This window comes from Lutimonas vermicola, from assembly GCF_038433205.1.
GTDB lineage: Bacteria > Bacteroidota > Bacteroidia > Flavobacteriales > Flavobacteriaceae > Lutimonas > Lutimonas vermicola.
This window is the reverse complement of record NZ_JBCDNA010000001.1, coordinates 587,404-607,591: the sequence shown is the minus strand read 5'-3', so window position 1 is coordinate 607,591 and position 20,188 is coordinate 587,404. Positions and strand designations below refer to the sequence as shown.

At 40.0% G+C, this 20,188-nt stretch carries 21 protein-coding genes; 14 read left to right on the top strand and 7 right to left on the bottom strand.

The annotated features are described in order from the left end of the window. Nucleotides 1–5 precede the first annotated feature (5 nt). The gene (locus AABB81_RS02755) at nt 6–1,529 is read right to left on the bottom strand and encodes a S41 family peptidase (RefSeq protein ID WP_342158438.1); all 1,524 of its coding nucleotides are present in this window, start codon (nt 1,527–1,529) and stop codon (nt 6–8) included. Nucleotides 1,530–1,667: 138 nt separating this feature from the next. Between AABB81_RS02755 and AABB81_RS02750 the strand changes: the two genes are divergently transcribed. The 5 genes from AABB81_RS02750 (at nt 1,668) to AABB81_RS02730 (ending at nt 6,325) form a co-directional block, all read left to right on the top strand. Then, entirely contained in the window at nt 1,668–2,177 is a 510-nt protein-coding gene (locus tag AABB81_RS02750) for an RNA polymerase sigma factor (RefSeq protein ID WP_342158437.1), read from the top strand. Further along, nucleotides 2,164–2,622, top strand: coding sequence for a hypothetical protein (locus AABB81_RS02745; protein WP_342158436.1), 459 nt, complete (start codon nt 2,164–2,166; stop codon nt 2,620–2,622). Before AABB81_RS02750 ends, AABB81_RS02745 begins: the two co-directional genes overlap by 14 nt. Before the next feature lie 27 nt (nt 2,623–2,649). Continuing rightward, nucleotides 2,650–3,171 (top strand): DUF4252 domain-containing protein, encoded by a 522-nt coding sequence (locus AABB81_RS02740; protein ID WP_342158435.1) that lies wholly within the window; start codon nt 2,650–2,652, stop codon nt 3,169–3,171. An 11-nt stretch (nt 3,172–3,182) separates the two neighbouring features. After that, complete coding sequence (locus AABB81_RS02735; protein ID WP_342158433.1) at nt 3,183–3,743, top strand: DUF4252 domain-containing protein; 561 nt, start codon at nt 3,183–3,185, stop codon at nt 3,741–3,743. Nucleotides 3,744–3,871: 128 nt separating this feature from the next. After that, nucleotides 3,872–6,325: a M1 family metallopeptidase gene (locus AABB81_RS02730; RefSeq protein WP_342158431.1), complete on the top strand. Its 2,454-nt coding sequence runs from the start codon at nt 3,872–3,874 to the stop codon at nt 6,323–6,325. Between the two features lie 57 nt (nt 6,326–6,382). Here the strand turns inward: AABB81_RS02730 and AABB81_RS02725 are convergent, their stop codons facing one another. Continuing rightward, on the bottom strand, nt 6,383–6,775 hold the full coding sequence (locus tag AABB81_RS02725; protein WP_342158429.1) for a helix-turn-helix domain-containing protein: 393 nt from the start codon (nt 6,773–6,775) through the stop codon (nt 6,383–6,385). A 287-nt stretch (nt 6,776–7,062) separates the two neighbouring features. Here AABB81_RS02725 and AABB81_RS02720 point away from each other — a divergent pair, with 287 nt between their 5' ends. The 8 genes from AABB81_RS02720 to AABB81_RS02685 all read left to right on the top strand — a co-directional run bounded on the left by AABB81_RS02720 (nt 7,063) and on the right by AABB81_RS02685 (nt 14,617). Continuing rightward, nucleotides 7,063–8,181, top strand: a complete 1,119-nt coding sequence (locus AABB81_RS02720; RefSeq protein ID WP_342158427.1) for a M14 family zinc carboxypeptidase — start codon at nt 7,063–7,065, stop codon at nt 8,179–8,181. A 93-nt stretch (nt 8,182–8,274) separates the two neighbouring features. Beyond that, entirely contained in the window at nt 8,275–8,760 is a 486-nt protein-coding gene (locus AABB81_RS02715; protein ID WP_342158426.1) for an Lrp/AsnC family transcriptional regulator, read from the top strand. A 138-nt stretch (nt 8,761–8,898) separates the two neighbouring features. Further along, nucleotides 8,899–10,878 (top strand): alpha-ketoacid dehydrogenase subunit alpha/beta, encoded by a 1,980-nt coding sequence (locus tag AABB81_RS02710; protein WP_342159641.1) that lies wholly within the window; start codon nt 8,899–8,901, stop codon nt 10,876–10,878. Nucleotides 10,879–10,944: 66 nt separating this feature from the next. Next, nucleotides 10,945–11,451: a lipocalin family protein gene (locus AABB81_RS02705; RefSeq protein WP_342158425.1), complete on the top strand. Its 507-nt coding sequence runs from the start codon at nt 10,945–10,947 to the stop codon at nt 11,449–11,451. A gap of 14 nt (nt 11,452–11,465) precedes the next feature. Beyond that, complete coding sequence (locus tag AABB81_RS02700; protein WP_342158423.1) at nt 11,466–12,137, top strand: YiaD family glycine zipper/OmpA-like lipoprotein; 672 nt, start codon at nt 11,466–11,468, stop codon at nt 12,135–12,137. 171 nt (nt 12,138–12,308) lie between these two features. After that, nucleotides 12,309–12,923 carry a nucleotidyltransferase family protein gene (locus AABB81_RS02695; protein ID WP_342158422.1) on the top strand — a complete coding sequence of 205 codons (615 nt, stop codon included), beginning with the start codon at nt 12,309–12,311 and terminating at the stop codon, nt 12,921–12,923. Nucleotides 12,924–12,982: 59 nt separating this feature from the next. After that, nucleotides 12,983–13,741 (top strand): sulfite exporter TauE/SafE family protein, encoded by a 759-nt coding sequence (locus AABB81_RS02690; protein ID WP_342158420.1) that lies wholly within the window; start codon nt 12,983–12,985, stop codon nt 13,739–13,741. Between the two features lie 279 nt (nt 13,742–14,020). Beyond that, nucleotides 14,021–14,617, top strand: coding sequence for a 3-keto-disaccharide hydrolase (locus AABB81_RS02685; RefSeq protein ID WP_342158419.1), 597 nt, complete (start codon nt 14,021–14,023; stop codon nt 14,615–14,617). Between the two features lie 158 nt (nt 14,618–14,775). On the opposite strand, the gene AABB81_RS02680 is transcribed toward AABB81_RS02685, so the two are convergent. Genes AABB81_RS02680 through AABB81_RS02670 form a run of 3 tightly spaced genes read right to left on the bottom strand, consistent with a single transcriptional unit; the run spans nt 14,776 to nt 17,084 of the window. After that, nucleotides 14,776–14,949: a hypothetical protein gene (locus AABB81_RS02680; RefSeq protein ID WP_342158418.1), complete on the bottom strand. Its 174-nt coding sequence runs from the start codon at nt 14,947–14,949 to the stop codon at nt 14,776–14,778. 11 nt (nt 14,950–14,960) lie between these two features. Continuing rightward, nucleotides 14,961–15,560 carry an SOS response-associated peptidase gene (locus AABB81_RS02675; protein ID WP_342158417.1) on the bottom strand — a complete coding sequence of 200 codons (600 nt, stop codon included), beginning with the start codon at nt 15,558–15,560 and terminating at the stop codon, nt 14,961–14,963. 15 nt (nt 15,561–15,575) lie between these two features. Further along, nucleotides 15,576–17,084 (bottom strand): exonuclease domain-containing protein, encoded by a 1,509-nt coding sequence (locus tag AABB81_RS02670; RefSeq protein WP_342158416.1) that lies wholly within the window; start codon nt 17,082–17,084, stop codon nt 15,576–15,578. On the opposite strand from AABB81_RS02670, the gene AABB81_RS02665 reads away from it, so the two are divergent. Beyond that, nucleotides 17,085–17,267 (top strand): CPXCG motif-containing cysteine-rich protein, encoded by a 183-nt coding sequence (locus AABB81_RS02665; protein ID WP_342158415.1) that lies wholly within the window; start codon nt 17,085–17,087, stop codon nt 17,265–17,267. Nucleotides 17,268–17,285: 18 nt separating this feature from the next. Here AABB81_RS02665 and AABB81_RS02660 read toward each other — a convergent pair whose 3' ends face one another. Together AABB81_RS02660 and AABB81_RS02655 are read right to left on the bottom strand one after the other, a co-directional pair. Beyond that, entirely contained in the window at nt 17,286–18,512 is a 1,227-nt protein-coding gene (locus tag AABB81_RS02660; protein ID WP_342158414.1) for a multidrug effflux MFS transporter, read from the bottom strand. 84 nt (nt 18,513–18,596) lie between these two features. Further along, entirely contained in the window at nt 18,597–19,871 is a 1,275-nt protein-coding gene (locus AABB81_RS02655) for an alpha/beta hydrolase family protein (protein ID WP_342158413.1), read from the bottom strand. Nucleotides 19,872–20,188: the final 317 nt, after the last annotated feature.

The following is a 20,188-nucleotide window of genomic DNA, read 5'->3' as shown; positions in this document are numbered from 1 at the left end:
AATATCTAAGGTTTTAATTGCTTTTTGATGAGATGATCAAAATACATTTCAGAATCATATCTATCCTCCGGCAAAGTCATTTTGATTTCCCTGGCCTGCAGCTGATATTTAGATAAGGTCTGTTTGGCAGCGATCCCGCTGATGTCATCCAGGGCCACTTTTAAAAGGGCTTCATTTCTGTCGCCAAAAGGCAAAATAGCATTCCAGTTATAGGTATCATCTACTTCTATATCCGGCTGAAAGCCCTGGGTATAATCACTTTCCCCATTTTTATTAAATACCTGGATACAAATAGGCTGCATGGCATATTTATGGGCCGTATTTGCCTCATCCTTACTCAGAAAATCTGTATCAGGTGAGTCATATAAGGTGATGGACCCGACATTCTTTCCATAAGTTGTCGTTCCGATCAATTTTACAGTCGACATATAGGGTTTTAAGCCATTGATGATCAGTTCGCTGGCAGATGCCGTACTGCCTGAAGTCAAGACATACAAACGATCCAGCGTATTGAGCCTGTTGACCGGTTCTTCTCCTATGACGTCTAAATTCGAGTTCTGAATGATGAGATCATTCTGAAAAAATTCTCCTGAATTATACTGAGAATGCTTTGCGTTAAATTTTGTTTCATAAAATAGTCCGGTACCCCCTTGACCATAAATCATACTCGCCAGATAGTTTGTGGCTAAACCTGAACCCCCACCATTGAATCTAAAATCTAGAACCAATTCATTGATGCCTTCAGCTTTAAAAATAGCAAAGGCTTCATTTAATTCATCATTCCAGGAGTCGTCAAAGCTGTTATACAGCAGGTATCCTACTTTTTTTCCACCAATATCATTGAAAATTTTCTGAACATGAACCGGGTTAGCAGTAACTACAGCTCTAGTCATGGTTTTGTCGTCTAACTGGGTAAGCACCCCGTCATTTTCTGAAACAAAAGAAAGGGTAACGGTTTCATTCGAAAGACCGGCAAATGCGGCGTCTACAGTTCCGGTGTTTAATATAATTCCATTGATGGCATTTACAATGTCGCCTCTTTTCATTCCGGCCCGGGCCGCAGGAGAGTCATTTTCAACCAATAATATGGCGATCACAATATCTCCGGCCTCGTTTATCTGTATGGTTCTTTGCGTAAAGCCGAAACGGGTACTGATGCCTTGGAATGCATTCGCCTGAACCTCATAATCGTCAACAAACCAGGAAAACCGGTCGACGGCATTTGCCGCTCCTACTAATGAAATATGCCGGTAACTTAACGAATACATCAGATTTCTGTAATCAGTATAACCATTTAAGAAATTGATATAGTCTTCCTGAATATCGTCTTTGGAATCAGCGAGGTTTGGCACATCCAACTGCCAGTTATACCAGGAATTCATCCCTTTCCAGATAAAATTATTAACCGGGTCTTTAAGAGTTGTTTGTGTTCCCGGATTCGGATTATCCGGTATATCGTTGGAATCACTACAGCTTACAAATACTAAAAAGGCCAGGAGGAAGGCCCATTTTGAGAAATCTTTTATCATTTTTTTTCTTTTTTCTTTTCTATAAGTCGTAAAAATACTGCTTTTTTTACTTTTTTTTAAAATGAATGTAACAAAATACATGCCAGCTCGTGTTATAGGTGTAGCAGATTTGATAAATTGCTTTTTTATTTAGAATCAATGAACCAAAAAGAATTTCTAGAAACGGTTTTACCTTTTAAAGACAAGGTCTTTCGATTAGCAAAGAGGCTGTTGGTGTCGACGGATGAAGCGGAAGATGCGACCCAGGAACTCTATTTCAAGCTTTGGAAGAATAAAAGTAAGATCGAAAACTATAATAATGTTGAGGCGTATGCCATGATGATGACCAAAAATTACTGTCTCGACCAGTTAAAGTCAAAAAGAGCTTCAAACCTCACGCTGGTTCACAGTAATTACAAGGACGAATCGGGTGAGCTTGAAACAAAGATAGAATACAGAGACAGCGCAAGTATCATGAAAGGTTTGATGAATGACTTGCCTGAAAAACAAAGAATGATCATTCAGCTTAGGGATGTCGAAAATTACGAATACGATGAAATAGGCAAGATCATGAAGATGGAACCTACAGCGATTAGGGTAGCCCTGTCGAGGGGAAGGAAAACATTAAGGGAAAATTTTATTAAAAAACAGAATTATGGAATTGGCTAAAATCGAAAAATTACTTGAAAAGTATTTTGAGGCAAAAACCTCAATCAAGGAAGAAGCAGTCTTAAAGGAGTACTTTTCCCAAGAGGAAGTTCCGGCTCATTTAAGCGAATACAAGGAGATGTTTAATTTCTTTGCTGACAGTTCCCTGGAGACTTCTACAAGAAGTATTCAATTAACTAAAAAAACAATAAGCATCAAATGGTTGTCCATAGCGGCAATGCTGGTTTTCTTCATAGGAATCTATGGTGTTTACCAACAAAACGAAACCGAAAAGCAAGAAGCCAGGCTGGCCTATATGGAAACACAGAAGGCGCTTGAGCTGATTTCAAGCAGCTTAAATAAAGGTACGGGTGCCATCGCGCAACTGGATAATTTTAACAGAGGAACTGAAGCAATGGCCCAGCTAAGAACCTTTGAGAGTACACAGAAGAAAATATTTAATTAATAAACAAGTCTAATAAACAATAAGAACATGAAAATCAATAGAATTATTTTAGTAACAGTGATGGTTATGTCAGGATGGATAGCCAGCGCACAATCACAATTCGACAAGTTTGAAGACATCGAAGGCGTAACCTCGGTTGTCGTAACGCAAAAGGCCTTTTCTTTAATGAGCAAGATAGGTTCTGAATCGGATGATGAATACATGCAATTGATCAAGAACATTGAGTCTTTAAAGGTCTTTGCCACTGAAAGCATGGAAGTAGCAAAGCAAATGGAAGCCGCTGCTAAAAATTACTTAAAAACAGCCAACCTCGAGGAATTGATGCGGGTAAAAGATGGCGACAGCAACGTGACCATTTACGTTAAGGAAGGGAAAACAGAAGATTTTGTAAGCGAACTGTTTATGTTTGTAAAAGACAGTGACAATACCTCCAAAGAGTCTGTGATCATTTCTTTGACAGGAGATATAGACCTGAATCAGATTGCCAAATTAACAGATAAAATGGATCTTCCGGGAGGAGAACACTTGGAAAAAGCCAGTAAAAAATAAAACACGACACGATGAAAAACACAATCAAAACACTCTCAATACTGTTTTTTGCCTCCCTGCTTTTTGCAGCGTGCAACAAACAACCCACGGTTCAGCAATATTATGTAGAAAAGCAGGAGAACGATAATTTTATCGCCATTGACCTGCCCGCCAGCCTGCTAAAAGTTGGAGATGCGGCTTCTGAGGAAACAAAGGCCACTATGGCTACCATCAAGAAACTTAATGTGCTTGCCTTTAAGATCACTGAATCCAACAAAGAAGCTTTTAAAACAGAATATGCGCAGGTAAAGGAGATTCTTAAAAGCGATAACTACAATGAATTGATGCGCATGAAACACGATAACATCAATATTGTGATCAATTATCAGGGTAGTGACGATGCCATCGATGAGTTTATTTTGTTCGCTTCAGACAACAGCAAAGGATTTGCACTTGCCAGGGTGCTTGGAAATAAGATGCAGCCCGAAAAGATCATGAAAATGGCTGAGGATTTTAAGAACATCGATAAAGAAGGAGCCGGTGATGCCCTGTCACAATTAGCTGACCTGTTCGGTGATATTGATATGGATTAATCCCGATCAAAAGATATTAAAAGGCCACTTTAGTAACTAAAGTGGCCTTTTTTTAACCATTCTTTAACGAGCAATTTACCTTTAATTCAATTATATTTGTCGCTCAATCCATTAATTTTAAACAGTCTATGAACTTCAAATTACTATTGCTATGCCTTTTTCTAAGCCTGGGTGCAGGTATTGCGCAGGAAACAGAAACCATCAACACACAATACAGAGCCGAACGGGAAAAGATTAACGACCTTGTTCACACCAAGTTAAAGGTGAGCTTTGACTTTGAAAAATCCCAGATGCCCGGAGAGGCCTGGATCACCTTGACACCGCATTTTTATCATGTAAGTGATTTGGAACTCGATGCGAAGGCCATGCTTATTCATAAGGTTACTTCCAACGGAAAAGATCTTACATATGACTATGACGGGAATAAACTCAGGATCTCATTAGGGAATACCTATGCAAAAGGAGATGAGTATACTGTTTATATCAAATACACTGCCAGGCCCGAAGAAGTAACCCAGCAGGGTAGTATAGCGATCAAAGATGCGAAAGGTTTGTACTTTGTGGACCCTCTGGATACCGATCCAAAGAAACCCACACAGATCTGGACACAGGGAGAAACTGAAGCGAACAGCTGTTGGTTCCCGACCATAGACAGCCCGAATCAAAAAACATCCCAGGAGATCTATATGACCGTGCCGGATCAATATGTTACACTTTCGAACGGTATTTTAAAGGAGCAGAAGAAAAACAGTGACGGTTCGCGTACTGATTACTGGAAGTTTGACAAGAAACACGCGCCTTACCTCTTTTTTATGGGTGTAGGGGAGTACAGCGTGGTTCAAGACAAATGGAAAGACATTGCCGTTGACTATTATGTAGAAAAACAATATGAGCCTTATGCCAAGGGCATATTCGGGCTTACCCCTGAGATGATGGATTTCTTTTCTGACTATACAGGGGTGGTTTATCCCTGGTCAAAATACGCACAGATCATAGGCAGGGATTATGTAAGCGGAGCCATGGAGAATACGACTGCCGTTATACATCAGGAAATGGCTTATCAAACTACAGGTGAGCTGGTTGATAAAAACAGCTGGGAGAGCACAATTGCACATGAACTTTTTCACCATTGGTTCGGAGACCTGGTTACTGCTGAAAGCTGGAGCAACCTTACGGTTAATGAATCTTTTGCCAACTATAGTGAATACCTTTGGTTTGAATACAAATACGGCAAAGATTATGCAGATGCCCACAGGCACGTGCAAATAGCAGGTTATTTGTCTCCGGACAACGAATTAAAGGATCTTGTCAGGTTTCATTACAATTCAAGAGAAGATATGTTTGATGCTGTTTCCTATAATAAGGGAGGTACCATCTTACATATGTTAAGAAACTATTTGGGGGATGAAGCTTTTAAAGCAGGTATAAAACAATACCTGAATGATCATAAGTATGGCACTGGAGAAGCTCATCAATTGAGATTGGCTTTCGAAGAAGTGAGTGGCAAGGATTTGAATTGGTTTTTTAACCAATGGTATTTTAGCAATGGCCACCCAAAACTGGACGTAACCTATGTTTACAGTGAAGAAGCCAAGATCGTAACTGTTCAGATTGAGCAAACCCAGGAAAACCTTTTTCAATTTCCTCTTGCCATTGAGGTTTTTGAAGGAGAAACAGCCAAACGATACGAGGTATGGGTAGATGAAAAAAGCAAGTCTTTTTCGTTTAAATACGGGAATAAACCTGATCTGGTCAATGTTGATGCCGACAGGACATTGCTGGCAGAGATCAAGGACGACAAATCACTTGAAAACCTTGCACACCTTTATAAAGTTGGTAAAAAATATGAAGACAGAAGGGAAGCCATAGAAGGGCTGGTTGGTATGCAGGAAAATGAATTGGCCTATGCCACCCTGCAAAATGCTTTAAACGACTCTTTTTATGGCCTGAGGATCATGGCTATTGACAAGATCGAGCTCAGCAATGCCAATGCGAAAAAGGCGATTAAATCTATCGAAAAGCTTGCATCTGAGGATGAAAAAACTTTGGTCAGGGCTAAAGCCATCTCTAAATTATCCAAGCTGGAAGGAGCGGAATACACTGAGTTGTATAAAGATGGTTTAAGCAGCAATTCAAATGCGATCAAGGTAAGCTCCCTGCAGGCCTTGTATGCTGTCGATAAAGTTGCTGCCATGCAATATGCGGCCTCTGTCAATGATGAACTGATTAAAAAGAGCCTTAAGGATGCCTTGATCCCTGTTTACATTATGGATCAAACGGAATCGGAAATCCCATTTGTTGCAGACAATCTTATGGAAGGAATGTTTTTTACAGAAGACAGGGATAAACAAAATACATATAAAGAAGGGTTTCAGTGGGTAGCTGCCAGTTCGAACGAGGAGGCCACGCAGAACCTGGTTGATTCATTTGTGCAATTCGGGATTCAATACAAACAGTACGGAGCCGATAGAATTGCAAAGCAGGTATTACAGCAGGTGCTTGAGGTGAAAAGCCAGTCAGCCTATGAAAATAAGGATGCCTTGTCTAAAATTGTTCAAGACGGGATCACCAAACTGGAGTAAGCAGGCCGATCCTGATAAAGAAACTAAAATCCTGAAAAATTGCTTTTCAGGATTTTTTTATGCCATGTATTCTTTAAAAGTACCATCTGTATAAAAGAAAACGATTTTTTCCAATGCCTTTTTAGATCGATCAATTGTTCTGTGGTGAGCCGTAATTGCGCTGTCCGGTGTATCGCCGCCTTTTCTTTCATCTATTTGCCCTTTGTCGGGAGCAGGCGAGGTGGAGGCAGGAAAAGTCCCCTTTCCATTTAACAACCAGTACAACTCGACTTCTTTAAACTCTTTGATCACCTTTAGGACAAAATCCAAACTCGGTTTATTTCTACCCGATAATAAATGGGAAATACTCGATCGGGGTACCTGGATTTTATCTGCAAACCCGGAAGCCGACAATTGATAATAAGTCATGATCGTAGTAAGCCTGGAAGCAAATTGAGAATTGTTTATCATTGTAAACTTATTTAAGATTACAAATGTAAATAATCTGGCTGCCATGTGCAAAAACAGAGCATCAATTATAGTTTTTCTTGTTAAAATAATTAAATATATAATTTAAGTAATAAGTTATATAGTACAGAATAACAATATTATATATAGATAAAAAATATAAAATAAATATTTTTTATCCGCTGTAGTAAACCATTGGCAGCTTCCAGGCTTTTATGTTTACATTTGTAATTAACTCTGCTGAATGTTGTGTTTACAATTGTAAATAACTATTTGTTTACATTTGTAAAATGAAAAAGATTGACATTAAGGAATTAAGTTCCTGGTACAGGATACATCACGAGAAAAGGCTCGAAGAGCGCTATCTTACTTTAAGGCAGATGCAACCCTATCTCGCAGGCTTGAGCGACGGGTTTAAGGTAAAAAAAATTGGTGAATCTTTTGAGCGACGTGATATCTATACCCTGGTCTTCGGCGAAGGGAAAACGAATCTACTTCTCTGGACCCAGATGCATGGCAATGAAAGTACCGGCACGAGGGCCTTGCTTGACCTGATCAAATTCTTTTCTGATCCCGGAACGCTGAGTTGGCTCTCTTCACATATATTGCAGGAATGCACGATACATTGCATTCCTATGTTGAATCCTGATGGGGCAGAAGCATACACCCGTATCAATGCCCAGGGCATTGACCTTAACCGGGATGTTATTGAGAAAAGGGCAATTGAAAGCCGTTTGCTTCAAAAAGTGCTGAAAGCCGTAAACCCTGAATACTGCTTTAACCTTCATGATCAGAGGACCATCTTTAGCGTAGGACCTGAAAACCGGCCTGCTACATTGTCTTTTCTTGCGCCTTCGGTAGATGACCGGCGCACATTAACAGCAGGAAGGCAGGAGACCATGCGGGTAATTGCAGCCATGAATGAATTCCTACAGCAATTGATTCCCGGAAGTATTGGCCGCTATACTGATGAATTCTATCCTACCGCCACAGGGGATAATTTTCAAAAAATGGGCCACAACACGATATTGATAGAATCTGGTCATAGCAAAGGCGATTATAAAAGGAAGGAAGCCAGGCGCGCTACTTTTATGGCTTTACTTGAAGGTATGCGATATATATCCACCCGGGAAGAAAAAATTGATCATCATAAGTATTTTGATATCCCTGATAATGAAAAAAAATACCTCGATATCATTATAAAAAACGTAAAGGTTGATGATAAAGATGCAGACATAGGTATTCTTTTTATTGAAAAACTCGAGCATGGCAAGGTCCGGTTTGTTCCAAGCGTCGATAAACTTACCGATTTAAGTGCTTATAGTGCCGATAAGATATTAGACGGTAAAGGCCTTGATTTTACTGATCAAAATGATGTGGAGAATTGGGTTAAAAACAAATTAAATTAAATATAGTCCATTAAAAGGACACATTTTTTAATAAGATTGGTATTTATTTCACATTTATTTATCATATTTGCAAATTAAACAAATAAAATACTTATGTCAAAATTCAAATTGGATGAGCTTGATCATCAAATTTTAGAAGCCTTGATAGAAAATGCCAGAACACCTTTTACGGATATAGCAAAGAATCTTTTGGTTTCTGCCGGGACGATTCATGTAAGGGTGAAAAAGATGGAAGATGAAGGGGTGATAAAAGGATCAACTCTAAGTGTTGACTATAACAAAATGGGCTATACGTTTATAGCATATGTTGGATTGTTTTTGGAAAATTCTTCAACGACACAATCTGTTATAGAAGAAGTTAGAAAAATAGCAGAGGTAACAGTGGCGCATCTGACTACTGGTAAATTCTCAATTTTTTGCAAAATCAGAGCGAAAGACACCATGCATGCCAAGGAAATTATATTCAGGCTTGACAGGATTGAAGGTATCAAAAGAACTGAAACTTCTATTTCATTGGAAGAGGTGATCAACGACAAAAAAAGGTTGATGCACCAGATCTTCAAGGAGATCGCTTTCTAAAGAAAGAAACAGTGTAAAAAACATCCTCTTCATTATGTATGTAATGAGGAGGATTTTTTATTTATTATGGTTGATTCATCATAAAATATTCGATATTTGGGTGTAATTTTGGTTGACAGGACCCAGATATCTTTTTCTATGAGATTTGACTACAGCAGACCCAAACTAGAGGCGTCGCAACTTCTTGATCTTTATAAAGCAATGCTCAAATCTCGAATGATTGAGGAGAAAATGCTCATTCTTTTGCGACAGGGTAAAATTTCAAAATGGTTTTCGGGAATTGGTCAGGAAGCTATCTCCACAGGGGTGACCCTCGCGCTGCACGAAGATGAATATATTTTGCCCATGCACAGGAACCTCAGTGTGTTTACGTCCCGGAACATTCCGCTTCACAGGCTTTTTTCGCAGTGGCAAGGTAAAAAGGGAGGGTTTACAAAAGGAAGGGACAGATCCTTTCATTTTGGAACACAAGAGTATAAGATTGTAGGAATGATCTCTCATTTAGGGCCCCAGCTTGGTGTTGCCAACGGGATTGCCCTTGGTCATAAACTCAGAGGGGAAAGAAAGGTTACCGCTGTGTTTTCGGGAGAGGGAGCTACCAGTGAAGGTGATTTTCACGAGGCCCTTAATATAGCTGCCGTATGGCAATTACCGGTTCTTTTTTGTATTGAAAATAATGGCTATGGCTTGTCAACACCTGCTCATGAGCAATTTAAGTGCGAACACATTGCCGATAAAGGTGTGGGCTACGGCATGGAAAGCCATATTATTGATGGTAATAACATTGTTGAAGTATATGGTAAAGTAAGGGAATTGGCCATGAGCCTCAGGGCCAATCCACGGCCGGTACTGCTTGAATTTAAAACTTTCAGGATAAGGGGCCATGAAGAGGCGAGTGGTACAAAATATGTTCCAAAAGAGATTCTGAATCAATGGTCGCTAAAAGATCCAATAGAAAATTTTCAAGCGTATCTCAAATCAATCAATATTTTATCAGAGGCCGATGAAGTTGATTTTAAACAGCTCTTTAGCCGCGAAATAGATACAAATTTGGCAGCTGTCTTTAAAGAAGAAGCGGTAACATCCTCTTTAAATAAAGAATTAGATGATGTATTTAAACCATTTGAAATACAAGAGTTAAGGCCAGGAAATAAAACTTCAAAAATCAGATTGGTCGATGCGATTTCAAAAGGCCTGTATCAAAGCATGGAACGATTTGAGGAACTGGTCATCATGGGTCAGGATATCGCATCTTATGGTGGTGTTTTTAAAATCACGGAAGGTTTTATGGATGCCTTCGGGAAAGAAAGGGTAAGGAATACCCCTATATGCGAGTCTTCTGTGATAGAAGCGGCCTATGGGCTTTCAGTCAAGAAGATAAAATCGGTAGTCGAATTACAGTTTGGCGATTTTGTAAGCTCCGGATTCAATCCGGTGGTCAATTTATTGGCTAAATCTTATTATCGCTGGGGGCAGGAAGCTGATGTTGTCTTGCGGATGCCCTGTGGGGCAGGCGTACAGGCAGGTCCTTTTCACAGCCAGACCAATGAAGCATGGTTTACCAAAACCCCGGGTTTAAAAGTTGTGTATCCGGCTTTCCCTTATGACGCCAAAGGGCTGCTTTGTGCCTCGATAGAAGATCCAAATCCTATTTTGTTTTTTGAGCATAAACAACTTTACCGGTCTGTTTACCAGGATGTTCCTGATGATTATTACACCATTCCCCTGGGTCAGGCAGCTCTGATTAAGCAGGGTGATGAGGTGACGATTATTAGTTATGGAGCCGGAATCCACTGGGCGCTGTCTGCTATAGAAAAGCTTGATGTGGTGGCCGATCTTATCGATTTAAGAACCTTGCAGCCCCTGGATGAGGCATGTATCTATGCGTCTGTTAAAAAAACCGGTAAGGTGATTATACTGCAGGAAGATTCGATTTTTGGCGGTGTTGCTTCAGATATATCAGCCTTGATCAGTGAAAACTGCTTTGAATATTTGGATGCCCCGGTGATCAGGGTAGCTGCTCCAATGATGCCCATACCTTTTGCCAAGAACCTTGAGGATATTTATTTGCCGGATAAAAGGTTTGAAACTGCCCTTAAGGATTTACTGGATTACTGAGTACTTAGATATTGATTGAAGAGATATATTTCGTAAATTCGTAAGCTTAACTTTAAACCCCGACTCATGAAAAAACTATTATTCTTCTCCTTTGTGATTCTTTTTATGGCTTCATGTGGATCCACCCAATCGAATACCGAGGCAAAACCGAGCAAAAAAACGCTTAAAGGCACCTGGAAAGTGACCAACATAAGGTTTGTTGGCGAAAAAGGTTTGTATAAAGCCAATCTCTTTGATATGGCTGATTCTGCCTGTTTTAAAGAAAGTGAATGGGTGTTTATCCCAAATAACGGCTCGGGAAAGTATACGCTTCCCGGCGGCTCTCAATGTGAGGCCGTATCAACGAGGATTCACTGGTCTTTTTACGAACCGGGAGACGGGACCTATCAGTTTCAATTTAAGTATGTAGATGAAAAAAACAAACCGATTGATGCGGCAAATCGCGGCTACAGGTCAACCATAGATTCTTTAGAAGAAAACACAATGACCATGCGTATTGAGACAACCTATGAAGGGAATGAATTTGATGTCGTGCTCACGTATACAAAAGTTTCAGAAGATTTCAGCTTATAAAACCCAGATACACGATGAAAACATTAAAATTATATGGATTATCACTGGCAGTGATCCTGTCTTTAAACCTGAGTTGTACTGCAATTCAAAATTCAAACAAAACCCAGAGAGGTGCGGGAATAGGAGCCGCTACAGGAGCCCTGGTCGGGGGCCTTATTGGGGGTGACATTGGCGGAGCGCTTATCGGCGCAGCTATTGGAGGCGGAGCCGGTGCATTGATTGGAAACCAAATGGACAAGCAAGCCGATAAAATAGAAGCTGCAGTGCCCGGAGCAGAAGTAAAACGTGTTGGTGAAGGAATTCAGATCATTTTTGATGACAAAAGTGGCGTTAATTTTGCCTTTGACAGCGCGGATCTTACAGCTGAAGCGAAAAAAAACCTGGATGCAGTAGCTGAAGTGTTTATAGAATTCCCGGATACCGAGCTCATGATTGAGGGGCATACTGACAGTACCGGAGATGATAATTACAACATGAAACTCTCTAAAAGAAGGGCGGATGCGGTAGCGTCTTATTTAAAAGCTAAAGGTGTTTCGGCAAATCGTTTTATGGTGAAAGCCTTTGGAGAAACGCGTCCAAGGTTTGAAAATAACACAAAAGAAGGTCAGGCTAAGAACAGACGGGTCGAGATAGGTGTTGCTGCCAATGAACAAATGATTGAGGATGCAAAAGCACAGGCTAACTAATTGCAGTAATTTTTTAAGAAATACAAACTACCTTAATATTATTCGCGCGAACCCAAATTAATGGCCTGTGATGCCCACTGATGGCTATGTTATAAAGGTATGTTTTATATGTAAGAGATTAATTTCTCCCAATAAAGGAATTTTAGAAGCCTGTAAACAGAAAACTTTGAAATGAGTGCCAACATATTTAATCCGAAAGTGGCAGCTGTTGTGTTGGCAGCAGGGGACTCTAAGCGAATGGAGGCAATCAAGCAATTGTTGCCATGGCAAGGTTCAACTCTTTTAGGCCATGTTCTCAGCCAACTCAGGCAGTCAGATGCCTGCGACCTGTTTCTGGTGCTTGGGGCTTATGAAACTGAGATTTTAAAAAATATTGATACCACAAATATAAGGTTGATCCGCAATGATGACTGGACCAGGGGAATGGGGTCGTCCATCTCAAAAGCCATCGATTTTATAGGGAAAAACCAACTTGTGTATGACGGGGTACTCCTTGCTGTTGCTGACCAACCTTTAATTGACTTAGATCATTATAATAAGCTTATTAACAGTTGTATAAATAATAAAAGAATTATTGCAAGTTGTTACAAAAACGACCTTGGCGTCCCGACAGTTTTTGGAAGCGCATATTTCGGGGAACTCCAATCTTTACAGGGAGACACCGGGGCCAAATCTATCATTAAAAAGCATCTTGACCAGCTAATTCGAATGGATGCCCCCTATGGTGACATTGATCTTGATACAAAAGAGAGGTATGAGAGATTTTACAGTACCCATGGAAAATAATCACAGGAAACCTGTCTTCAATTTTATTTGATTACTTTGCGAAACAAATCTCCAAAAGCTTGCTGACAATTCTGGATAACTTCGAAATTACTGGTCTTGACCTTGGCCTGGCACTAATGGCTACGCTGTTGCTGGGTATGGGAAAATCAGGAATCAAAGGCCTGGGTGTTATTATTGTGACCCTAATGGCTTTGGTTTTTGGCAGCAAGGCATCAACCGGGATCCTCATGCCCATGATGATCACAGCAGATATTTTTGCCGTGATTTATTACCACCGGCACACACAATGGTATTTTTTAAAAAAGCTGTTGCCTATGATGGCCGTTGGGGTATTGCTGGGCGTATGGTGGGGCAATGATATATCTGAAGCGATTTTTAAACAAGTCATGGCGGTTTTTATATTACTGACTGTCGTGGTCATGATCTGGATGGACCGGACAAAGACCTTTGGCATCCCTAAACACTGGGCCTTTGCAGGTTCTATGGGGCTGCTATCCGGGATCACATCCATGATTGGTAACCTTGCCGGCTCCTTTGCCAGCATTTACTTTCTGGCCATGAGGCTGCCAAAAAATGAATTTATTGGAACCGCCGCCTGGTTGTTCTTTATCATCAATGTTTTTAAACTTCCTTTTCACATCCTGGTTTGGAAAACAGTCAATGCAGAAACCTTAACATTGAACCTTATCCTGTCGCCGGCAATTCTCATTGGGTTTTTTCTGGGGATCCGTTTGGTAAAGCTGATCAATAATGATCTTTACAGAAAATTGGTATTGATCGTAACTGCGGCAGGCGCCTTGATCATTTTATTGAAATAACATGTTATTTTCCAGCAGAAGCAAGCCTGAAACATTTTATCAATTTGGCTTGCGCTTTAACGCTGGTTTCGGTTCGTTTATATCATGAGTCAATACCTTTGTATCACTATATATGTTGTAGGGCGAATTTAATTTTTCAGGAAACAGTTTATGAGTAATTTTAAACCATGTTTCTAGCCGTGCTGAACAGAAAAAGAGGATGGTTTTTAGAAAATCACAGCGTAAACACATCAGGATGAAATACCTGAAACATAATAATTAATTTAAATAAATAAAAAGATGAAAAAAGTGAGTATGATCTTGTTGTTGATTTGTGTGGGTATCGGACCTGCAGTATCAGCGCAAACGAATTTATTCAATGGAAAAGACCTTTCCGGCTGGAAGGCCTATGGAACCGAAAAGTGGTATGTTGAAGATGGATTATTGGTATGTGAAAGTGGCCCTGATCAAGAATATGGTTATTTGGCGACCGAAAAGCACTATAAAAATTTTGAACTAAATCTTGAATTTTTACAAGAAGCAGACGGGAACAGTGGCGTCTTTATCAGATCAACCATCGAAGGTGTAAAAGTGAGTGGTTGGCAAGTAGAGGTTGCTCCAAAAGGGTTGCACACCGGTGGTGTTTATGAGTCTTACGGAAGAGGCTGGTTGATCAAACCTGAGGCTGCCAAGGAAGAAGTTTTAAAGGAAGGGGAATGGAACAAGATGAAAATCGTGGTAAACGGAGATACTTTAACATCTTATTTAAACGGGGTTGAAATGGTTACAATCACAGACGATAAAATTGGTGCCGGAGAAGGTTCCATCGCCCTTCAAATTCATTCCGGAGGGGGTATCAAAGTGAAATGGAAAAACATTGAAATAAAAGAATTGTAATTTTGTAGTAATTTTGAATTATTTTTAATCAAAACCCTCGCAGTACTTAACTGCGAGGGTTTTTTATTTAAATAATAATGCTGTAAGAGCCTTATTATTTTACTCAGTCCCTTGGCCTTCAAAAATTTCCCCATCCCTATACCTGCAGAGAGACAGGTTCAAACCTTCATATCCCTGAGCGTTACGATCATTACCAATATCAAAAGCGTGTTGCCAATGATTCCGGTATAAGGACCTTTTTGAAGATCATTAAAATCAAGTGCCGAGATATTGATGATCAAAAGAATGCTGCTCACCAAAATGGCAAAGTATAACAGGTGTGTTTTTTTCATGGTATTGCTGTTTAAAATAAGGTTTGCTGCTGGTATAAACCGGGATTTGTTGTGAAATCATATCTAGGAACCACTTCCTGATTGTGCAGCCAGGCCCGCATTTCGTGCTGGGTATACAAGGCTACAGGCATCCTTAACTTGCTGTTGTGAATTTCTCTCATAACCCCCTTTGCTTCGGTGGTTACCACAGTATATGTTTTGGTGTCGGCCCAGTGATCATATAAACCCGCCAGCGCAAAAAGCTCATTATTAAAACCAATTTCGTATTTTATTTTTGAATTCCCGACATGCTGCCATTCGTAAAAACCGTTGATCAGGATCAAACACCTGTTAGCTGTTATATTCTTAAATGAAGGTTTGCTGTCAAGGGTTTCGATCCTGGCATTTAAGGTGTAATTCCTGTTCCAGGAAGCATCAGCCCAATAGGGTATGAGCCCCCACTGATACAATTGGATTAAATGTTCGTCTTCATCGGTAATGACAGGTGTTTTAGGAAAATCAAAAGCTTTGATGACTTCAGAGGGTTCAAACTCGTCAAGCCCCTTTATGCCTGCGTCAAAGTGACGCTGCATCTCTTCCTTCTTTTTAGTGATCTTAGTCTGGTAACACATGAGTCTTATGTGATATTAAATTACAAAGCCCGATTCTTCTTCCAACACCGAGAATTTACTCTCATTTTTATTTCTAAACCCTCTAAGGATTCTTTGTATATCCCTGTTATCTTTTTTCAGGATTAGAAATTCCCTGAGTTCCGATAAACTGCATATTTGCTGCTCCTGGTCAATATATCCAAAACCCTGGTAAATACCGTTTTCAATGAGCACAAATGATTTCTCATGTTGAGTCCTCCCTTTTTGACTGATCACATAGGTTTTGCTGTCATGGCTCATATACCTGATGGCTTCGTTGACCCTTTGATTATAACTTTCCGATGATTCCTCACCCCGGCATATACCCTTGCACTTTTTGATCTGATAATGAAAACATGCATTTACATTTGACTGCAAATGACAATATTTCGGGCACAGGTCAAATTGTTCACAAAGCTTTTCCATAAAGAGCCTGCACTCAGTGGTATTGTAAAATTTCATGATTGGAGCCGGAACACTTTTTAAATTGTTCCAGGCCAGGTGCAACAGTCCTGAGCGGTCTTCATAACTAAAAATGGCGAAGCCTTCATTGTTCCTTCTTTGCGCCCTGTTATAGACAGGATAGTGTTTTTTGATCTCTGATGATTCCAGTAAGAGTGCCAAAAGCTCACTTCCGGTTATTTCAAAGGTAATATTTACGGTTTGCTGACACATGGCTACTTCACGGTTCTTTTTATCATAAAAATGACTAAGCACCCTTTTTTTGATATTCAGCGCTTTACCTATATAAATGATCTCGTCCTGCTGATCGCGAAAATAGTACACACCCGTTTGCTCAGGAAGTTGGTCAAACACGTCTTTTGGCAATCCCGGTGGCAAGGTAGCCTGGCGAGAACCAATTTTTAAAAAAGAAGCAAATACGTTTAGCTCATGATCAAGCTCCATCAACCTCTCGAAAAGCAAGGCCGTTGCCCTGGTATCTCCCATGGCGCGATGCCGGTCATGTAAGGGTATGCCTATCGAAGAACACAATTTACCCAAACTGTAGGAGGGAAGGCCCGGTATCAATTTTCGGGAGAGGCGAACGGTACACAGTTTTTTTCTCCTGAACGGAAAACCAAGATCAGCGAATTCTTTATGGATCACATTGTAATCGAAATTAACATTATGCGCCACAAAAACACAATCATTGGTGATTTCAATAACATCTTTGGCAATTTCATAGAACTTTGGCGCATGAGCAACCATTTGATCATTGATCCCCGTCAACCTGGTGATGGCAAATGGAATGGCAGTTTCGGGGTTCACCAGGCTATGAAATTCATCGATCACCTTTGTTCCGTCATGAACCAGAATGGCAATTTCGGTAATACGGTTGCCCTGGACCCCCATACCGGTTGTCTCAACATCAATGATGGCGAATTTTAAGCGATTGATCTCCATAAAATCAGGTGTCTTAAGGCAGGTAAAATAATTTCCTCCTAAAATAAGAAAGAAATTTTTACTTATTTTAGATATTGAGAAATTCTTATAAAGATAATTCACATGGAAGAACATTTTTTTCAATGTCCTTATTGCTGGGAACAGATTTCGATCTTGTTGGATACTTCAGTTTTGAATCAGCAACTGGTTGAAGATTGCGAAGTATGCTGCAATCCGATAGAGATCAATGTGGCCTTCAATGATGGGGATCTATCTTATTTTGAGGCGAGGGATCTGGGACAGTAAAGGAGGCATCGATTGTTTTTAAGACAATTTACTGATCAATTTTTGTCGCTGCCTTTTGGCGTCAATCCTCAGGTACACAATAACGAGAATGGACAAGAAACTGCATATTAAAAAACCTATAAAAAGAGGGAGTGCTCTTTGATCGACAAATTTGCCGATATAGATGCTTATCGGAACTGCCATCATCGTAGATATAAATCCTGTAATGGCAGCACCTATGCCTGCAATATGACCAATAGGCTCCATGGCCATTGCCCTCAGGTTTCCAAAAAGAAAACCAATTGAAAAAAACTGCATGGCAAAAAAGGCCAGAAGAACAATCACGTTAGGGTTGGATGTATTGTAGAAAAGGATCAAATACAGCAGGGAGATTCCAAAAAAAGATAAAATCGACAAATTGATAATGCGTTCCATACCGTACCTGACCACCAGTGTTCCATTGAGAAAAGTAGCCGATCCTATGGAAATGGCAAGGCCGGCAAAAATAAAAGGAAACTCTTCTTTTAGACCGTACTGGCTGTGAAATATTTGCTGAGAAGCACTCAGATACACCATAAAAGACCCGGTAACAAAGCCTGAAACCAGGGTATACCCAATGGTTCTTTTATGTTTGATCAACTCCTTTAAGCCATCAGCGAAAATATGCCCTGAGAATTTGACGCGTTTTTCCTCGGGGAGGGTTTCAGGTTGTCTTTTCCAAAACCAAATAGAAACCAAAATACTAAATATCAGCTGTATATAGAATATGGCCTGCCAGTTATAATGATCCAGTACAAATTTTCCCATTGCCGGTGCCACAATAGGCACCAGGATGAATACCACCGTAATAAACGACATGATTCTTGCCATATAATCGCCGCTGTAACTATCTCTAACCATGGCGATACTAATGGTTCTGGGTGCTGATAATCCAACGCCTTGCAGAATACGGCCCATCACCATCCAAAAGAGGCTCTCGGAGTAAATACAGATCAAACTGGCCACTATAAAAACAGCAAAACCCATGTAAACAATAGGTTTTCTGCCAAGACTGTCCGAAATAGGGCCGAATAACAGCGGGCCAATACCAAGACCTAGAAAGATCATGGTAATCAATAATTGTGTATCGCTTGATTCGGTTGTGCCAATTGAAAATCCAATATATTCGAGGGCCGGGAGCAAAGCGTCAATGGCCAGGGCCACGATTGACATTAAAGAAGCCATTAAAGTAACGAATTCGAACTGGGAAGGTTTCTGGATTTTCATCCGGCAAAAATACGTCAAATTAATGGTTCGCCATATCAGGACAGAGAAACATCAGATGAATTCAATTACACGAGTGATCATGCATCATAGTTTCCCGATCCATTTTAACATGGATTCCATATAATCAGGATGAAGTGAGGACCAATAAGGAAAATCAGATTTTCCTTTAAACATCATTGAATGGTCGGCTCCTTTAAGCGCGACAAATTTATTTTTCCTGTTTCCTTTTCTGCCAATGGTTTTTTTGATGGTCTTTAAACTTTGAGCCGGGATAATCCCGTCGTTTGTTCCTTCAATGATCAGCATGGCTGATGTATTATCCTTAAAGTAGGGAAGTGGTGAATAATTTAGTTTTGCATCAAAATCAACCTGATCCAACTCAGGAACCCATACTTTATTGAACCAGTTTTGACTTGAATTCTTTTCAATATCTTCTTCAAGTGATTGTTTAGATATATTGCCCGCGATATATTGAAATACAGTATTTTGCATACTCATAGCAGCGTCGACATCTTTGATGCCAATGGCCTCGATATTCCTGTTTCTCCAGAAATTGAGATCACTTTCCAAAAGGGTAGATGCCGGGCAACTTACCACGATACCAAAAGCCAGTTGAGGCTGTTTTTTTAATAAATAGGGCACCTTTGCGCCACCCTGGCTACTTCCTTTTATGCCTATATCAGTATATTCAATCTTTTCTGATTGATGCAGGAATTCAATGGCATGCAGGTCGTCCTCACATAGTTCAGGGATATTGGCTAATTGCCAGTTACCGTCTGAAATACCGGTACCGCGTTTATCTATATGAAAGCTGATATAACCTTTTTGCGAGAACAAAATGGCCTCAGCTCTGGAGGAACTTCGATCCTGCCCACCGGACGAAGTGACCAGATAAATGGCCTTGCCATTAGGTTTTACAGGGTAATAGATGGTCCCGTAAAGAAGTAAGCCTTGTGACCTGAACCTAATATCCTTAGATTCAATGGTTTTTGAAAGATCGCGGCCATTTTTATCCAGTTGAATATCGTATTGTTTATCATCGACCTTTAAAGTGCCTGTCAAACGAGACCCGCCCAAATTAGCTAAAGAGAAATCATAGCGATAATAATCGCTTTGTAATGCAAATTCCAGGGTTTCACCGGATATTTTAATATCTCCGGCGGGGATTCCAAAAGCATTTTGACTGAAACTATTGAATTTTATCTGATACTGATCATTAACCAAACTCAGATCAATTTCAATATCCGACTGAAAATTCCCATGTTGAAATTGCCCACGATATATTCCTGCAGGATCAGTTTGTTGCATAAAACCGAGTTGAAAACAAAGTAATGCGATTAACAGTGATATATTTTTCATAGTGCAAAAGAGTTGTCTATACGACGTCCGTACTTTTTAAATGTAACACTTTCTTTTAATATTAATGAACATAGCCAATAGTGAACGATTAAAACAAGGTGATTTAAACAAGGATAGGAGCTATTCTCATAAATGCTATTTAACATAATATTAATTATAGAACAATTGTAGTATTTCCCGTATAGCGACTGAAAGGCGCTATTTGACATAAAATCAGTTCTGTCTCCTTCAGGAACAGAACGTTGACGATTTTATGTTAAAGAGAATTCTGAGATTAACGAATTCTTTAATCGATTTCAATTATTAGCCAATTGAAG

Excerpts from the sequence above, each read along its gene's own strand:
- AABB81_RS02755 (WP_342158438.1), bottom strand. The coding sequence starts at position 1,529 with ATGATAAAAGATTTCTCAAAATGGGCCTTCCTCCTGGCCTTTTTAGTA.
- AABB81_RS02750 (WP_342158437.1), top strand. The coding sequence starts at position 1,668 with ATGAACCAAAAAGAATTTCTAGAAACGGTTTTACCTTTTAAAGACAAG.
- AABB81_RS02745 (WP_342158436.1), top strand. The coding sequence starts at position 2,164 with ATGGAATTGGCTAAAATCGAAAAATTACTTGAAAAGTATTTTGAGGCA.
- AABB81_RS02740 (WP_342158435.1), top strand. The coding sequence starts at position 2,650 with ATGAAAATCAATAGAATTATTTTAGTAACAGTGATGGTTATGTCAGGA.
- AABB81_RS02735 (WP_342158433.1), top strand. The coding sequence starts at position 3,183 with ATGAAAAACACAATCAAAACACTCTCAATACTGTTTTTTGCCTCCCTG.
- AABB81_RS02730 (WP_342158431.1), top strand. The coding sequence starts at position 3,872 with ATGAACTTCAAATTACTATTGCTATGCCTTTTTCTAAGCCTGGGTGCA.
- AABB81_RS02725 (WP_342158429.1), bottom strand. The coding sequence starts at position 6,775 with ATGATAAACAATTCTCAATTTGCTTCCAGGCTTACTACGATCATGACT.
- AABB81_RS02720 (WP_342158427.1), top strand. The coding sequence starts at position 7,063 with ATGAAAAAGATTGACATTAAGGAATTAAGTTCCTGGTACAGGATACAT.
- AABB81_RS02715 (WP_342158426.1), top strand. The coding sequence starts at position 8,275 with ATGTCAAAATTCAAATTGGATGAGCTTGATCATCAAATTTTAGAAGCC.
- AABB81_RS02710 (WP_342159641.1), top strand. The coding sequence starts at position 8,899 with ATGAGATTTGACTACAGCAGACCCAAACTAGAGGCGTCGCAACTTCTT.
- AABB81_RS02705 (WP_342158425.1), top strand. The coding sequence starts at position 10,945 with ATGAAAAAACTATTATTCTTCTCCTTTGTGATTCTTTTTATGGCTTCA.
- AABB81_RS02700 (WP_342158423.1), top strand. The coding sequence starts at position 11,466 with ATGAAAACATTAAAATTATATGGATTATCACTGGCAGTGATCCTGTCT.
- AABB81_RS02695 (WP_342158422.1), top strand. The coding sequence starts at position 12,309 with ATGAGTGCCAACATATTTAATCCGAAAGTGGCAGCTGTTGTGTTGGCA.
- AABB81_RS02685 (WP_342158419.1), top strand. The coding sequence starts at position 14,021 with ATGAAAAAAGTGAGTATGATCTTGTTGTTGATTTGTGTGGGTATCGGA.
- AABB81_RS02680 (WP_342158418.1), bottom strand. The coding sequence starts at position 14,949 with ATGAAAAAAACACACCTGTTATACTTTGCCATTTTGGTGAGCAGCATT.
- AABB81_RS02675 (WP_342158417.1), bottom strand. The coding sequence starts at position 15,560 with ATGTGTTACCAGACTAAGATCACTAAAAAGAAGGAAGAGATGCAGCGT.
- AABB81_RS02665 (WP_342158415.1), top strand. The coding sequence starts at position 17,085 with ATGGAAGAACATTTTTTTCAATGTCCTTATTGCTGGGAACAGATTTCG.
- AABB81_RS02660 (WP_342158414.1), bottom strand. The coding sequence starts at position 18,512 with ATGAAAATCCAGAAACCTTCCCAGTTCGAATTCGTTACTTTAATGGCT.
- AABB81_RS02655 (WP_342158413.1), bottom strand. The coding sequence starts at position 19,871 with ATGAAAAATATATCACTGTTAATCGCATTACTTTGTTTTCAACTCGGT.